Source organism: Rummeliibacillus sp. NPDC094406 (assembly GCF_044763875.1).
Taxonomy (GTDB): domain Bacteria; phylum Bacillota; class Bacilli; order Bacillales_A; family Planococcaceae; genus Rummeliibacillus.
Genome location: NZ_JBIWGZ010000004.1, coordinates 216,198 through 233,686 on the forward strand (window position 1 = coordinate 216,198; position 17,489 = coordinate 233,686).

Here is a 17,489-nt window from a genome sequence, read left to right on the forward strand (position 1 = left end):
ATAGACCACTTACTAATCTAAAAAAATTCTCTATTCCTGCGTTATCTATACAGTTGCCCTGCTAACAGAATAAATTAAAAAACTATCTAGTGTTTGAATATTAGGTAGTTTTTTTATGTCATTTTATTTCCCCTATAACTGCACAAAAACACTTGTAAAGGCTTTAAAGTAACCGCTTTTATAGAGAGTGAATATGCTGTAGATAGGTAGCAAAATCAACAGAAATGATGGTAGTTCACTTACAGATGAAGTTGCCTTAATTGGTGAAATAACGATTGTGAATAACAAGTAGGGAGGTGAAAATGATGGATATTTTCATATGGATTTTACAGGGGTTTTTAGCTTTAGTCTTTGTATTTGCAGGTATTGGTAAAATTTTCGGTACAACAAGCCATAAGAACACATTCACTCATTTGAAATTACCACAATGGTTTAGAGTTATTACTGGATTAGTGGAAACTGTAGCAGTTGCCTTTTTAATAGTAGGTTATTGGTATCAAGAATATGTTTTTTGGGGTGCCGTATTGATTACTGCAGTGGGAATTGGTGGCGTCATTTCTCATATGCGTGTAAACGATTCAGGAAAAGCTTTTGCACCGATTGCAATATTAGGATTGTTGGGGCTAGTTTTGGCAAGTATCTCATTTTAGAATGATTGTATGTCCTTTTTTGATGCATTCATGATCAAATAACTATTAAAAAGAAAGATGAGAAGTGATTAAAGCTATTCTAAATAAATCCAGCATTTCTTCATAATCTAGAAGAAGTGCTGGATTTTTTTTGTATTTTCTCTTAGAGTAGAATGAAAATAACTCTAATAGGAAGCAGGGGATGGGAATGGATTTATCACCTTTTAAAGAACTAATTGAAAGACTACAAACTAGACAATCGATAATTTGGCAAAATCCGAAGAAATCAACTAATTATCAAATTGACTCACAGCTCATCGATGATGCAGAAGAGAGGTTAAATCGTTTTGCACCGTATTTTCAGAAGGTCTTTCCAGAAACGAAAATACATAATGGAAGAATTGAATCTCCATTACAGTACATTCCGCAAATGCAGGAGAAGCTAGGGGTAGCCGGAAAACTCTACTTAAAAAGAGATGATGCTTTACCAATTAGCGGCTCTATTAAGGCACGTGGAGGGATTCATGAAGTGCTTTATGCTGCGGAGAAAATTGCAATGGAGCACCAGCTTGTAGAAAAAGATGATGATTATGCTATTTTTACGACGGAGCGAGTTAAAGAATTGTTGAGTAACTATACAATTGTGGTAGGCTCCACAGGTAATTTAGGATTAAGTATCGGGATTATGAGTGCAACGCTTGGGTTTAAGGTCACGGTGCATATGTCGCATGATGCAAAAGAGTGGAAGAAGCAGCTATTGAGGGAAATGGGTGTAACAGTTGTTGAACATAGTGGAGATTTTAGCTTAGCTGTTGACAGAGGACGAGCAGAGGCGCTTGCAGATCCGAACAGTTATTTTATTGATGACGAAAATTCAAAGCAACTATTCGGTGGTTATGCAGTTGCAGGGAGAAGATTGAAGCATCAACTTAAAACAGAAGGGATTATGGTGGATGCCAATCACCCTCTTTATGTATATATTCCATGTGGAGTTGGTGGTGGACCAGGTGGGGTTACCTATGGTCTGAAGGAAAGCTTTGGCGAATACGTACATTGTTATTTTGCTGAACCAACGGAATCACCTTGCATGCTCTTAGGAATGGCAACAGGACTACATGATCAAATTGCTGTTAAGGATATCGGATTATCCAATCGAACGATTGCTGACGGATTAGCAGTTGGTCGCCCATCCTCATTCGTAGGAAAACAGTTGGAGCCGCTATTAGATGGCCTAATGACGATTTCAGATGAACAATTATCTCATTATGTTCGTGAATTATATAAGGCTGAACAAATTATCGTTGAGCCATCCGCAACTGCAGGATTTATCGGATTAAAACAATTACCTGAAGCGGCTCAAAATCCGAATGCTACACATATTGTTTGGGCAACTGGAGGAAGTATGGTGCCAAAAGAGGAACAGGAAAAATATATTTTAGGTTTCTGATATTCATTCGGATAATTTAATTAAATTTAAGCTTCTAATTTCTTAGGAAATTAGTATTTATTAAAAGGGCTCCTCAAAAAGGAGCTCTTTTAATTTGTTACAAATTATTGAACAAGGAAACGAAGTGTCAAAAAAATGTTACATCAAAGTCGGAAATAAGGACTAATATTCGAATTTCGAAAAAAATCTACACATATTGTTCACAAAACGGACATATAAGTGTAAAATAAGACTAATAATACGTGTTTTTTTCTATTTTTAATTTAAAAGAATGTGCCATTAGTTTACTTAAGTAATGAGGAAAAAGTGCATTATTCTCGTTTTGTAATACTAAAAGTTTCGTTGAATGAAAAAATATAATACTACTGAAAAGGAAGTTATGAAAATGATAAAATTTTTAATGGCTACGCTTATATTTATTATATTAGGTAATCTGATTAATACTAGCTTACCAATACAGTATTCAATGCTAATGTTGATTACGCTCCCTGCCTTATATTTCGTTATTTACCATAAAGTCTTCAATATTAGAATATTGGGATCATAGTGTCTACAGCACAATGGTTATCACATACTGCTAGCGTTCATATATTAAATTGTGATTGCTAGCCAGAATAGATTAAAGCCATTCCTTTCGTCCAAAGACTGAAGGAATGGCTTTTTTTAATTATTTATCATTACTAAAGTATAAAAAGAGCGAGGGTAGAAGTTTTCTGGGTTAAAATGAGCTTTCTTGAAGTCTGCTGAAACGACTTATGGTGTGGCTTTATAATAAAGGTTGATTAAAAAGTTCCATTCAACCTTTATTTAACAGCAAATACAAAGACATTATTTTGAAAAAAGATTGATCAAAATGGAGTTTTTGCATTTTATGAAGTATGAGAACATGCCCTACTGAAAAAGGGAAAGATGATGAAAATTATTTTTTTATCCCTTAATAACGGGCAGTAAGACCCACCTTAAGATTGAGAGAGAGGCAAAGAAGATAGGTGGGGGATAAACTGCCCGTAAACGCCCGATTGGTTCAACTAACCATCAGTGGGGTATGAAAAACCCCCCACTGATAACTGATGGAAGTTTCACTTGATATAATGAAGCATAGCAAGTTGACCTAATTTTTCTACTTTCGTTAATGTGTATTTTTGGGTAATATCATCTCCGGTATAAAGGGAGATTCCTTTCCCTAAAATAATAGGTGCAATGGCTAGTTGGAATTCATCAATTAAATTTTCTTTAAAAAATTCACGAGCTAGATTTCCTCCACCAATTAACCAAATATCTTTACCAGGCTTTAGTTTTATATTTCTAATGAAAGTTTTGACATCTTCATTAATAAATGAAGCATATTCATCTGATCCACTAACAGATTTAGAAAATACATAATTTTTATAATCACTATATGGATAGTTCATATCAAATCCACGAATGACATCATAGGTTCCTTTTCCCATAACAACAGTGTCAATTCTGTCTAGGAGTGAATGGTAGCCAGAATCTCCTTCTACTTCTGTTGATTCTAACCATTCTAATGTACCATCATCATTTGCAATATAGCCATCAATTGAAGTACCAATGTATAAAATAATGTTACGATGTTTTTTCATATAAATCTTCATTCCTTTGTTTTAGATGATAAAATTAGTATACCAATTAATTAGTACAAATTTGTCACTATTTAAAAAGGACGAACACCCATCCTAAATTAATAATTCGAAAATTCGGATAACATTCCATTTCTAGTATTTTACTTAGTATACCGCTCCAGATGGCGCTTTCGTGCTAAGCAATCGTTGAGCCTCCTCGGAAGCTCGTACCGTGCTTCACTGCGGGGTCTCACCTGTCTCGCTTTCCCGCAGGACATTGAATGAGCTTCCTTGAATTCGCACCGCACGAAGAAAATGCGAATGCATTTTCGAGGAGCCGCCATCTTCCGCTTCATAAACAATGTTCTAAAATACTTATGAAATGGACTCAATTACCTATAAAAAATGATAATAAAGTTCTTTAAATTTAATGAATAAACGCACCTGCTAGTTGTAAGTACAATCTTTTACTACTAAAGTTTCTATTACTGGTCCAGATAAAGGATATAAATCAAGAGATTTTAAAAAAAAGGGAGACATAAACTTAAAATTTGTGTAGAGGATTTGTTTAAGCGTTTTGGATATTGTAAAGGTAAATTGATCTCGAAGAAATTTTGTCATATTGAAATAGGAGCTATAAAACATAATTCTGTAGAATGAAAAAAATATCATTGAAAGGAATAGATATAGTGAGAAAAAATGAGCTTATTATGATTAAATTCATATTTTATATAATATCGTTAATTTCTTTTGTGTATGTGTTTTATTATTTGGTGTTTGCATCATATGTATCTGATTATATTTTAGCTAGATCAATAACTGGTGCTATTGTGTTTTTAGCTTCCTCAATATCTAGTTGTATTTTATTAGTGCATGAAAAAAATAAGATGCAGTAATTATTAGCGGTAGCATTAAAGGTTCGTTGAATTTTCAAAAAATATTAATAGTTAGTGTCTGCCAGAACTAAACATAGGAATTCCTAATTTTTTCAAATAGGACACTAAAAAATGAATACTACTTTAAATCAGTTAGCCATTTCTTGATTTTTCGAGAAATGGCTAACTATTTTATAGAAAATGGTTGTTATTATAAGTGTTTAGTTTAATCAAAAAAATGGAACAATTGTAAAAAGAAAAGTACAAGGTCTATTTTCAATATTCGAATATCGAATTAATTTCAATTTTCCCTATTGATAATTTGGTTATTAGTTGATATTATGATTGAGTTATGAATTTTGGAAAGCTGATATACAAACTATCGGGGTTTTCCAAGCAGATGATTTTGACCATTTTCCTTTTGGAGAGTTAAGGCAACGGTGTGCCGGGTCAAATGCCGATTGGCAACTTTTTCGTTGCCTTATTGATTGAGTTAGAAGCTCAAATTTTATAAGTTGGTTACTTTACAACCAGTGCAAGCGCACATCAACTTGTGAAACGGTCAATAAGAGTGGTAAAAGTAATTGTTTGCTATATAGACTCTGATCCTAAAATGATATATTTGAATAGTAAAGAGCTTTCAGCCGTAAAATCATGATAGTTTATGGTTAAAGGATACATATGTAATAATACTTGTACATTTTCTTTCTATTTGTCTTTATATCAAAAGCAAGTGATGCGCGATATGCGTTATGCACTTGCTTTTTTTATTGGAAAGCGAAAAACGCCCGTTAATCTCGGTAAAGAACTGAAATGACAGAATTTACCTCGTGGAGTTAACGTGAGAATCCGCATTGATTTGTTTATTGTTGTGTCAATGAATGTTTTCTTGGAAAGAATTAATCTGTAGCAACTTTGATTGCTGAGTAGATACCAAGAAATGCTTTGTAAAATATATATTGTTAGGAGCGATAATGATGGGAAAAGCACTTATTATTGGTTGTGGAGGAGTGGCTTCTGTTGCCATTCACAAAGCTGTTCAAAACAGTGAAGTATTCGAAGAGATTTGTATTGCAAGCCGTACAAAATCAAAATGTGATGCGTTAAAAGAAAAGTTAGATGGACAAGGTACTAAAATTACGACTGCTCAAGTTGATGCAGATAACGTAGATGAATTGATCGCGTTAATTGAAGAAGTAAAACCAGATATCGTAATGAACTTGGCACTACCATATCAAGATTTAACAATCATGGATGCTTGTCTAGCTACAAAAACAAACTATTTAGATACTGCAAACTATGAACCAGAAGATACTGCAAAATTTGAATATAGCTGGCAATGGGCTTACCGTGAAAAATTTGAAGAAGCTGGTATTACAGCACTTTTAGGTAGCGGTTTTGACCCAGGCGTAACAAGTGTATTTTCTGCTTATGCTCTTAAACATGAATTTGATGAAATTGAATACATTGATATTCTTGACTGTAACGCAGGTGACCATGGATATCCATTCGCTACAAACTTCAACCCAGAAATCAATATTCGCGAAGTTTCAGCAAATGGTAGCTATTGGGAAAATGGTGAATGGGTAGAAACTGAACCAATGGAAATCAAACGTCAGTATAACTTCCCAGAAGTTGGCGAAAAAGAAATGTACTTATTACACCATGAAGAAATCGAATCTCTTGCTTTAAATATTCCTGGAATTAAACGAATTCGTTTCTTCATGACATTTGGTGAAAGCTACCTAACTCACTTAAAATGCCTTGAAAATGTTGGTATGACTTCTATTGAACCAATTGAATTTGATGGTAAACAAATTATTCCACTTCAATTCTTAAAAGCTGTACTACCTGATCCTGCTTCACTTGGTCCACGCACAAAAGGTAAAACAAACATTGGTTGTATCTTCCGTGGTAAAAAAGATGGAAAAGATAAAACTTATTATGTTTACAATGTATGTGACCATGAGGAATGCTATAAAGAGGTTGGCTCACAAGCCGTTTCTTACACAACAGGTGTACCTGCTATGATCGGTGCTATGATGTTAATGACAGGAACATGGGATAAAAAAGGCGTTTACAACATTGAAGAATTCGATCCAGATCCATTTATGGATGCCTTAAACAAATGGGGACTTCCTTGGAAAGAAAGCTTCGATCCGGAGTTAGTAGACTAAGATGAAGTTTAGTGAAATCCCAACTCCAAGTTTTGTAGTAGATGAATCATTACTTGAGAAGAATCTCCAAATTCTAAAAGGTGTTATGGATCGAACAGGATGCAAGATTCTACTCGCTCAAAAAGCATTTTCAATGTATGAAATGTATCCAATGATTGGTGAGTACTTGAGTGGTACTGCCGGTAGTGGTTTATACGAAGCAAAGCTTGGATATGAAGAAATGGGTAAAGAAAATCATGTCTTTTCACCAGCTTATCGTGAAGATGAAATCGACGAGATTATCGAATTATGTGATCATATCGTTTTCAATTCCTTTTCACAGGTCGAAAAGTATCGCGATAAAGTGTTAAGTGCTGGGAAAAGTATAGGTTTACGTATCAATCCAGAATGCTCAACACAAGAAGGACATGAAATTTATGATCCATGTGCAATTGGTTCTCGATTTGGAGTGAATTTAAGTCAATTCCGTCCTGAATTACTGGAAGGTGTTTCAGGATTTCATTTCCATACACTTTGTGAGCAAAATTCCGATGATTTAGCAACGACGCTTGACGCAATTGAAGAAAAGTTCGGATCATGGCTTTCTCAAATGGAATGGATTAACTTTGGCGGTGGTCATCATATTACAAGGGAAGATTACGATATCTCTTTACTGGAAGAATGTATTACAAGAATCCAGAAAAAATATGATGTAGAAGTTTATCTAGAACCTGGCGAAGCAATTGCATTGAATGCTGGTGTCCTAGTAACTTCAGTACTTGATACACTAAAAAATGGTATCGATATTGCAATTGTAGATACTTCCGCATGCTGTCATATGCCAGATGTGTTAGAGATGCCTTATCGTCCACCTCTATTCGGTTCAGGAGAAAAAGGGGAAAAACCATATACGTATCGTCTTGGTGGTCCAACTTGTCTAACAGGCGATATCATTGGAGATTATTCCTTTGATCAACCGTTGAAAAATGGCGACCGTCTCGTATTTGGTGACATGGCGATTTATACAATGGTAAAAACAAATACGTTCAACGGAATGGCGCTACCGAATCTTATGATTAAAGATAAAAATGGAGATTGTCGTATTCTTCATCAATTTAATTATGAAGATTTCAAGGGTAGACTTTCATAAGAACTAATAAAAGAGTTAACGAAAATTATTTTTCGTTAACTCTTTTTTACATCATATGTAGATAAGTAATAACCATGTTTTAAAAAGTGTAAGTGAAAAATATAGATTTTAGAATGCAAAAAAAATAGAGTATAAAAATACTCTATTTTTTACTTAATTCATCAAGCATTATTTTAATCGTTCTCTTCAAGTAATTGAAGAATGAATGACTATTATCCACGGTCAAACATACCGATTACTTCTTTTGTCTCCGTAATATTGACAAAAGCGTGAGGATCCACTTCATGAATGATATTTTTAACATCTGAAAGTTGATAGCGTGTAATGACCGTAATTAGAACTTTTCTGTTTTCTCCAGTATATGCACCTTCGCCGTCCATAATTGTAATACCTCGATAGAGAGTTGCAAGAAGCTGTTTCTTCATATCATCACCTTTAGAAGTAATAATCATAAGTGTTAGTTTGATGTGATTTGTATGAACCATATCAATCGCTTTTCCAGATGCGTAGATGGATAATAACGTTAGTAAAGCAGCATCCCAGCTAAATACAAAACCTGATATTAAAACAACAACAGCATTCATACAAGAAATTATTGCACCAAGTGGAAAATCTCTTTTTTTTGCTAACAGCATAGCAATAATATCGAATCCTCCAGAAGATCCTGACGCACGGAAGATAATTCCAACGCCAACACCTGCTAGAACCCCACCAAAAAGCGACCCTAAAATAGGTTCATCTGATATGTCGTAAACAGGAATTACATATAGACTAATTGAAAGTACAACGACTGACAAAATCGTGTAACCAATAAATCGTTTTCCTAATTTTAATAATCCTATTATAAGTAATGGTAGGTTTAATAAGAAGTTTAACACACCTGTATTTAAAGGAGTGACAATACCAAGTATTATTGCAATGCCACTTAATCCACCGCTTAGAATTTTATGCGGTATTAGAAAAAAATTAAAAGCAAACCCAACTAAAACAGAACCAATAATGATGGTAATAATATTGCGCATTTTTACTCTCCCAACTATCCCTTTGTCCGCAGTTATTTGTCAAAAATTGCATTTCAATTCTTAATAAAAATATAATTTTATTATAATAGAATTTTGTTCATAAAAAATTTAAAAAGTTTTTTCTGAAAAAAACAAAAATTTACTCTTAAGCATTAGTGCTATAAGATGTTGGTAAAAAATCATGATAAAGAAAGTTATTATTTCCTATTCGAATCAATTTAATAAATCCATTTTGGGTTATAAAATACGAACATTTAAACACATGAACTTTTCAATATTAGATTTGGATGTTCCGCTACAGACAGGCGCTTTCCGCGGGCAAGCATCAAGCCTCCTCGGGCCAACACGATGTTGGTCACGAAGCCGTTGCCACAGGATGTGGCGTTCTTAGGCTTTGTTCCTTAAAACCGTTCGTGCGGGGTCTTGATTCGCTTGCTATTCCCGCAGGAGTCGCCTGTCTTTCGCTCTATTGGTAACTTTTCATTCGTATATGGCTTCAATCTTGGAATATCTAAATGAATCAATTTCATAAATCTATTTTCGATTTTTAAATACGAACATTTCAACACATTAACTTTATACTATTCGCAGCACACTTCGACTTAGTAACACTATGTTGAAGTGTGCTGAAAAAGTAAAAATGATGAAAATTAATAATAAAAATCTTGTATAGCTTCTTTATTGATGTGGAATTAGCGAAGACTCCTGCGGGAAAGCGAGACAGGTGAGACCCCGCAGTGAAGCACGGTACGGGCTTCCGAGGAGGCTCACCGCTCGCCCGCGGAAAGCGAAGCTAATTCCACATCATGCAGAAAACAGATTAATACGATTAATATTTTCTCCGTAGGACTTTGAATGAACTTCACTGAATTAACATCACACGAAGGAAATTGCGAATACATTCGCGATGACTCGCCCTCGAAAGCATTGCAAGGAACAAAATTGGATATCATTAAAAAATGTTCACATATTTTATATAAATTTTGCATTTTGAATTGATTCATTCATAAACAAACATAAATGATATGAGGTTGATTAGAAACATGAATTTGTGGAATAACTACTATTGTATAGAAAATTAATTATTGTACATTATAAAAGTTAGTCGTCTGACCTTTAGGAATTTTCAAGTTAATTTTATTATTGCGACTAAATGATAAAATATTGATAATTCAATTTGCAAAGTGTAATATTCTTATCAATTAAAGAAAAGTATTTCCTTGTATTGAATCATTAAAGGAATGATTGTTAATACTAGGATCCTTCATTACTTAACTACAGGAAAGTTTGAATAAAAGTAGTTTTTCAAGTGAATTGGACTATTTTTACTCTGACGCGCTTACTTTTCATTCTTTCAATTGTGAAAAATGTAAGGGCTTTTTTGTTGCTTATTCTTATAGCCAGGAGTTGCTTATATGTATTTTTTATTGAACATTTTGGGGTTAATTATTGTTATGGGAATCGTATTCCTGTGCTCGCCTCGCAAGAAAGAAATAAAATGGCGTGCCATTGTTACAATTCTTATAGCTGAAGTACTGATCACGTGGTTTATGCTAAAAACGACAATTGGTGGTTGGATTATCAATAAGATTGCCGACTTCTTTAATTGGTTAATTAAGTGTGCAAATGAGGGGATTGCATTTGTTTGGCCAAGTGCTTTAGCACATCACAATGTTGACTTTTTCTTCAGTGCATTGGTGCCAATTATTTTCATCGTAACTTTCTTTGATATTTTATCTTACTTCGGTATTTTGACTTGGATTATTGATAAAGTAGGTTGGTTAATATCTAAAGTATCAGGTTTACCAAAATTAGAAAGTTTTTACTCGATCCAAATGATGTTCTTAGGGAACACCGAAGCATTAGCTGTTATTCGAAATCAGTTGGATAAATTAAATGAGAATCGTTTACTTACTTTTGGGATTATGAGTATGAGTTGTATTAGTGGATCTATTGTAGGCGCTTACTTATCAATGGTTCCAGCGGCATATGTATTTTGTGCGATTCCGTTAAACTGTTTAAACGCGTTGCTTGTTGTCAATATGCTACATCCAGTTGATGTTCCAAACGAAGAAGACATTGTTTACAAACCATCAAAAGAAGAGAAGAAGGACTTCTTCTCAACCATTTCTAACAGTATGTTAGTTGGTATGAACATGGTCATCGTTATTGCTGCAATGCTTGTTGGCTATGTAGCTTTAACAGCTGCAGTCAATGGGATTCTAGGTCTAGCAGTTCATGGCCTAACGATTCAAAAAGTCTTTTCTTACCTCTTTAGCCCGTTTGCTTATTTGCTTGGTTTACCTACGAAAGATGCCATGTATGTAGCACAATTAATGGGTATGAAATTAGCAACCAATGAATTCGTTGCCATGATGGATTTAACGAAACATATTCATTCAATGGCTCCACATACTGTTGCGGTAGCAGCAACTTTCTTAACATCATTTGCGAACTTCAGTACAATTGGTATGATTTACGGCGCATTCAGCTCACTTTTAAACGAAAAGAAATCAGCGATTATCGGCAGAAACGTGTGGAAACTTCTTATCAGTGGTATTGCTGTTTCATTATTAAGTGCAATGCTTGTAGGATTGTTTATTTGGTAGTATTGAGGTATACAACCAAAAAAGAACTCAGTTTTTTTAATTTTATTAAATTCAAGATTTTAAGTAATGCACTTAATGTATCAGTGTTCTTTATACAATGTGTAACATTATAATAAGTTATTTTAAAGCTGAACTAATTTTTGTAATAGTTCAGCTTTTATTTGTGTTTAATGGTATAGTGTAATCCAGAATATTCACACAACTTAAATATAGTATAAGTGAGATGTTAAGTTATATCTTATTCAACTAACGGTGAAGGTTAGTTGAACAAGGAAGAAATTTTTGGCAAAAAAGCTAAGAATCTATTTTGATTAATCTTTTTTTCAAAAGGGATTCTTTTTATTTAACGTAAAAAACTGGTTTGTGGGGTATTTTTGATCAAAGTTTATTTCAAAGCACAGTCACTGTAGCTTTTGAATTAAGTTTGATTAAAATCCTGATGTGATAATGTAGAATTTTTTACAAACCAAGCGTTTAAAGAAAAGAAAGAAGGGAAAGTTGGTTGTGTTAGTTTTTGTTGGGTTACTTCTCCTTTTGATAGGTTTGGTTTCTCTTGATCGATTGTTGGCCATTTTCAAGGGGGAGCGTTTCTCAATAACGATCGCAAAAAACGATTAAACTTTATTATAAAAATTTTCATAGCAGCCATAAGAAAAGAATCCGTTTTGATCAATCTTTTTTCAAAACGGATTCTTTGTGTTTTTGCGAAAGAAGGCTTACCTTCATCCGTTTTATCAAACTTTATTTCAAGGCTACACTGGTTTCTTCAAACTTTTTAAATAAAAATGGATAACCCTATAGAATTTTTTTCCAATTTATTATTGACTTATTATTATAACTGTTTTAATCTTATATTGAACGGTTGAGTCAATCAAAAAATTAAAAGTAAGATTTTTTGAGTTTCATAGAATTATCAGCAAGAATTCATCATTTGGAGGGATAATTTCATGAGCGAAACGAATTTTATAGTTACACAAGAAAAATCAGAACGTGCCATTATCATTGGGGGAGGAATAGGTGGATTACTGACTGCAAAAGTGCTGTCAGCGTATTACAATGAAGTAGTAATCGTAGATAAAGATGACTTTCCTGAAAAACCTAAGAATCGTTCTGGTACTCCACAAGCTTTTCAACCACATCGTCTTACACCACGAGGGAGCATGATTATGAACCGCCTCTTTCCTAGATTTAATGATGATTTATTTGCACAAGGTGCACCTTCTTCACTTAACAAAACCTCTCATTTGAGTAATCCATATGGAAGCCTATCTATGCCAAACTCAGAGAATGAAGCTACATTTAGCAGAGCTTTGCTGGAATGGGTCTTTCGTGAACGAGTGAAAGGGATTCCAAATGTACGATTTTTACTTAAACAAGACGTGGTTGCTTTGTTAACCAATCCGGAACGGACTATTGTCACAGGTATCTCTATACGAGATCGTGGCCTATCTAGACAGCAAAAAACATTGACAGCTGATCTAGTATTAGATTGCAGCGGACGTTTTTCCAAGCTAGTGACATGGCTTCAGGATCTAGGTTATGCTGTACCCGAACCGGACATATTAAAAGTCTCTCTTGGATATAGTACTCGCCACTATCAGATTCCCTCACATTTAGCGGAAAAATGGGATGTTATTCGGGTAGATGGAAATCCCACTAAGAAGGAATTCACAGGGGTCTTTTCCATTGTTGAAAATAATAGGGCAGAAGTTTTACTTTGGAATGCGGGTGGAAGCTATCCTTCGACTAATGCTCAAACTTTTGAACAAACCGTTGCCCAGCTTGCAGACCCACTCATTGCAGAAATTGTACAGGAGATAGAACCTCTTACATCACCCCGGGGGTATCGGATACCGGAATTATATCGTCATCACTTTGAAGAAATGGAACAATGGCCATCTGGATTGTTAGTTTTAGGAGATGCATTCTGCAACTTTGATCCAATTTATGGTCTGGGGATGACGATGGCTGCGGTTGAAGTGGATATGTTAGAGCAATGTTTAAGTGAACAGCGCACAAATCCTAAACCCGATTTTGAACATAGAGTGCTTCAAAGATTTCAAGCTATTGTAGAACCTGCCTGGTGGTTGAATTGCGTTTCTGATCAACAATGGTCGGGCGTAGAGTATGTAGGTCGGCCGTTGGAAGGGATCGAATTCACTCAGAAATACTTTAATCTTTTTCTCCGAGAGGCAACGATGAAACGTAACTTTGAGCAATTTTTATTATATTGGGGAGTGAATTCATTATTGTTCTCCCCACGTGTAATAATCAATCAACAAATGATACATTCCATTCTTGATGATGCATCGATTACTAACAAACAATGGTTCACTGAGTTTTTACAAAAAAATGGTTGGACCTTGGGAGAATATTTGGATCAATTACCTATCTTTACTGAAGCATCTTTTGCACCATTTCCACCGGAAGGTTAAAAAAACGAAAATAAATATAGGAGTGAATATCCGTTGGCACCTATGAATGAAAAACAGCTGCAACATATTCGAGATGAACGAAAAGAACAGATCATGAAAGCAGGTCTTAAGATTTTTGCACGAAGAGGCATTATTGGGACTAAATTGAGTATGATCGCCACAGAAGCAGGTATTAGTAAAGGCCTTCTATATCACTACTTCAAATCCAAAGATGAGCTATTCATCACGCTTATTCAACAAGCTATTCAGGAATCAATAGATAGTATGAAGAGTGTTTATCAATTACCTGGATCACCTCTTAAAAAATTAAAGGCAATTACGCAATTAGACGATGAGGGGCAGCATTATTTCATGCTGATTCACCAAGCTCGTACATCGGACGGAGTACCTGAGGAGGCGAAACAGCTTATTGGTCAGTATTCCCTGGAATCTTATGTAGTCGACATATTGGAGCCTCTATTCATTGAGGGGCAGAAAGCAGGAGAATTTGCAAAAGGTGATCCCCGACAACTGATTTCGTCCTATTTTACGGTTCTTTCTGGTCTTATGACTTTAAACGTTTTCGAAGATGAAGCATATAAAATGCCGGAAGTTGACCTATTATTGCGGATAGTAACAGGTCGTCCTTAAGGTTGTGGATTTAAAACAAAGTCGCGAAGTTTTGCTCTCCTTAGGATGTGCTTTGTCTAATGGGCTTTTTATGGTAAATATAACATTATAATATTCCGTTAAAGAGCGCTATCCTTGAATAATTAGGATTAGCGCTTTGTTCATTTAAGGGCCAGAGTGTTCAGTAAAGGAATCTTCAATAATTTGAACAAGTTATGGTAATCTAATTGTAACTTTGTTGAAAAAGGGGAAATTATCCAGTTGAAAAAATATATTTATTTTTGAGGCTAATTGGTACTGTTTTTCCGTATTATTTTTTTATATTGTTATAGTAGTAAATGAGGTCATTCAAGGGTTCTTATAAACAAAAAAATACACCACTGAGTATAAGTGATGTACTGATTATCATATAATGTGTAACATTAAAGATAATACTGTTCTTAAAATACAAACATACATTCACTTATCTTTAATTTTACAAAGTATGACTGGGTTTTTTTTTGTCTGTTTCATGGATAGAACACGAATTTTCGTGGATTGGAATACTTAATTCGCGGATTGAACATGATTTTCCGTGGATAATGATTTGCTAGATCCAAAAGTGCTTCATTTTATGGTGGTTAATGATTATTATTTGCTCAATTTATTCTAAACGGCTAAATAAATAGAAAAGCAAACATTATTCTAGTGAGGATTTCTGAATAGAGGCTTGTAGGAATAAAAAATGATGGAGTCAGATTAAATAATCTGTCCATCAATGATAATTTGACCGGTCTGGTGGTCGTATTCAACTTCTCCCATTGCACCTAGATTAACACCTTCTGGTAATTCTCTTGTTTCAACAACTTGTGATTCATTTAAGATGGCTAAATACTTGCCATTTATTAAAACTACTTTTGTCATAGTTCGACACCTCCTTCTTCATTTCATAAAAAAATATATTTAATATAATATGTACGGGAATAGTGTTAATATAACCAATATTAATAATTATTTTGGTTTCCAATTTGGATGTCGTTTAATTGAAACGGTATGTAATGTTGGGTGGAAATATCAAAGATTTGAACTGTGTTACCAGTTTGATCGAATCATAGAGCATTAACTTAGCAAATAACTAAACAGGAGATTGTATACTTTTCGAAATAAAATGTGTTACAAAAGCAGTAGAGAGGGGAGAAAAGCGAGTTTTTCTTATAATTAAAAAGGGGAGAAGTACTCCCCTGAAAATAATCTGACTATAATTTATGCTGAATCATTAAAAATGTATAAACAATTGTCTATTTTCGGTCATTTGCAGATTAGAAATTGAAGGGAAGGTAATCGTACGATTTTAAAATTCAATGCATATTGATTTTAGACTTGCGGAAGCCATCAAATACACTGATTACTGCAAATAAAATAGAGATGAAAATTCCGCCGCTAACTATCCATGATTCAAATTGATTAGCTGTTGTGGTAAATAAATCAGCCATATAGGAAATAAAATCTTGGGTCATCAGATTTGGATTTGTTAAGATCATAATGAATACAATAGTTGCAATAAGCTCGACTGCAGTATTACAAATTGCTATTCCTTTTGTCCATTGCCCCTTTAATAATTTATAAAGAGCTAGTGCTATTTGGGAACAAATTACAACAAGAACAATTGGCCAATATCCAAGTAAAACTTCCTGATTAAAAGTTGGAGTAACAAATTCAAGTCCGTCTCTGCCCTGTTCATATACACCTACAAGATGATTCGCATAAAAATAAAGAGTTGAAAAAATCGCTGTCCACATTAAAAATCCAAATATTTCGCCCTTTGAAATCGCTTTTTTCTTAGGGATATAAGGGATATTTTTTAAATCATCAGGAGTCCATTTTTTAAGGTTTGCTGTTAATGGCTGCTCATCACTAACTTTATCGGTTCTTTCTAAAATAGCAAACACAAGTGTAAGCCAAAAGAATACTTGGATCCCTACTTCGATGATTCTTCCTATACCTTCGCCTATAAGACTAAAAACAACATTTATAACCACTTGTTCTCCACTATATCCAATAAAATGTTCAGCAAACATCGAGATTAACGAAATAACAGCGGCAATCGGTAAAATCATTTTTAGTAGCGTCATATATACATCAAAGTAGCGTGGACCAATTAAGTGCATAGGCCGATCTAAATAACCGCTAGCTAATGTGACAGGACTCCCTAACTTTTCAAGAACCGCCTTTGTATCTTCTTCACTGTAATCAACAGGCAGCATATCCTCAATAGTTGACCGTAACTCGAGCGCAATATCTTCACGATTATTTTCAGGAAGTCTCTTAGTAACTTCTTGTATATAAATATCAATCAGATTCATTTATCTTCCTCCTCGTCTAATAATCCGTACAGAACTTTCGAATTTTTAATCCATTCCTCTTTTAACTGCATGAAAATATCTAATCCATATTCACTTAAAATATAATACTTACGAGGTCTACTCTCAGCAGTATCCCAATTACTCGATACTAACTCCTGTTTTTCTAATCGGCGAAGCAAAGGATATAATGTACTTTGATCAATTGTGATACCATATTCTTCCAATGACTGAACAAGTGAATATCCATATTGAGGAGATTGTAATTGACTTAGAACAGCTAAAGTCAATGTCCCTCTCCTAAGCTCTGTCGTTAATGAATTCAATAAAGTACTCATACACCACACCCACCTCCTTGTTTATTTACTATATGTGATACAGTATACTCATATACTATGTGTCGTACACTAATGTTGTTACAACATTAATTGAAATTAATTTTTTTCTGTGAAAGATGAATCGACACATCAACATCTTAAATAAACCAACTGGTAAGCAAACTAAGTCACTATCACTAGCCCTGGTTCCAATATCAATAAAAAATTCCATAAATAAAATTTAAAATATTATAAATTTTCTGATAAAATGGTACAGAGTTGAATTGATCAATATAAATGAATTGTTAGACTTGAAAG

The 17,489-nt window shown here is 34.2% G+C and carries 12 protein-coding genes; 7 read left to right on the forward strand and 5 right to left on the reverse strand.

The window, feature by feature from the left end:
* Nucleotides 1-305: 305 nt before the first annotated feature.
* Nucleotides 306-650, forward strand: a complete 345-nt coding sequence (locus ACIQ4I_RS12790; RefSeq protein WP_403096400.1) for a DoxX family protein — start codon at nt 306-308, stop codon at nt 648-650.
* Between the two features lie 187 nt (nt 651-837).
* Nucleotides 838-2,076 (forward strand): D-serine ammonia-lyase, encoded by a 1,239-nt coding sequence (locus tag ACIQ4I_RS12795; RefSeq protein ID WP_403096402.1) that lies wholly within the window; start codon nt 838-840, stop codon nt 2,074-2,076.
* A 1,079-nt stretch (nt 2,077-3,155) separates the two neighbouring features.
* On the opposite strand, the gene ACIQ4I_RS12800 is transcribed toward ACIQ4I_RS12795, so the two are convergent.
* Complete coding sequence (locus tag ACIQ4I_RS12800) at nt 3,156-3,680, reverse strand: dihydrofolate reductase family protein (RefSeq protein ID WP_403096403.1); 525 nt, start codon at nt 3,678-3,680, stop codon at nt 3,156-3,158.
* Nucleotides 3,681-5,511: 1,831 nt separating this feature from the next.
* On the opposite strand from ACIQ4I_RS12800, the gene ACIQ4I_RS12805 reads away from it, so the two are divergent.
* The gene (locus tag ACIQ4I_RS12805) at nt 5,512-6,711 is read left to right on the forward strand and encodes a saccharopine dehydrogenase family protein (RefSeq protein WP_403096404.1); all 1,200 of its coding nucleotides are present in this window, start codon (nt 5,512-5,514) and stop codon (nt 6,709-6,711) included.
* Between the two features lies 1 nt (nt 6,712).
* Nucleotides 6,713-7,840, forward strand: a complete 1,128-nt coding sequence (gene nspC, locus ACIQ4I_RS12810) for a carboxynorspermidine decarboxylase (protein WP_403096406.1) — start codon at nt 6,713-6,715, stop codon at nt 7,838-7,840.
* A gap of 212 nt (nt 7,841-8,052) precedes the next feature.
* Here nspC and ACIQ4I_RS12815 read toward each other — a convergent pair whose 3' ends face one another.
* On the reverse strand, nt 8,053-8,862 hold the full coding sequence (locus ACIQ4I_RS12815; protein ID WP_403096408.1) for a YitT family protein: 810 nt from the start codon (nt 8,860-8,862) through the stop codon (nt 8,053-8,055).
* Nucleotides 8,863-10,277: 1,415 nt separating this feature from the next.
* On the opposite strand from ACIQ4I_RS12815, the gene ACIQ4I_RS12820 reads away from it, so the two are divergent.
* The 3 genes from ACIQ4I_RS12820 (at nt 10,278) to ACIQ4I_RS12830 (ending at nt 14,536) form a co-directional block, all read left to right on the forward strand.
* Nucleotides 10,278-11,471, forward strand: a complete 1,194-nt coding sequence (locus tag ACIQ4I_RS12820; RefSeq protein ID WP_403096409.1) for a NupC/NupG family nucleoside CNT transporter — start codon at nt 10,278-10,280, stop codon at nt 11,469-11,471.
* Between the two features lie 947 nt (nt 11,472-12,418).
* Nucleotides 12,419-13,906 (forward strand): FAD-dependent oxidoreductase, encoded by a 1,488-nt coding sequence (locus tag ACIQ4I_RS12825; protein ID WP_403096410.1) that lies wholly within the window; start codon nt 12,419-12,421, stop codon nt 13,904-13,906.
* A 33-nt stretch (nt 13,907-13,939) separates the two neighbouring features.
* Entirely contained in the window at nt 13,940-14,536 is a 597-nt protein-coding gene (locus tag ACIQ4I_RS12830; RefSeq protein WP_403096412.1) for a TetR/AcrR family transcriptional regulator, read from the forward strand.
* Between the two features lie 717 nt (nt 14,537-15,253).
* On the opposite strand, the gene ACIQ4I_RS12835 is transcribed toward ACIQ4I_RS12830, so the two are convergent.
* From ACIQ4I_RS12835 to ACIQ4I_RS12845, 3 genes are all read right to left on the reverse strand, one after another.
* Complete coding sequence (locus ACIQ4I_RS12835; RefSeq protein WP_403096414.1) at nt 15,254-15,418, reverse strand: hypothetical protein; 165 nt, start codon at nt 15,416-15,418, stop codon at nt 15,254-15,256.
* A gap of 434 nt (nt 15,419-15,852) precedes the next feature.
* On the reverse strand, nt 15,853-16,857 hold the full coding sequence (locus tag ACIQ4I_RS12840; RefSeq protein ID WP_403096415.1) for an HAAS signaling domain-containing protein: 1,005 nt from the start codon (nt 16,855-16,857) through the stop codon (nt 15,853-15,855).
* Entirely contained in the window at nt 16,854-17,192 is a 339-nt protein-coding gene (locus tag ACIQ4I_RS12845; protein ID WP_403096417.1) for a PadR family transcriptional regulator, read from the reverse strand. The genes ACIQ4I_RS12840 and ACIQ4I_RS12845 overlap by 4 nt, the downstream gene beginning before the upstream one ends.
* Nucleotides 17,193-17,489: the final 297 nt, after the last annotated feature.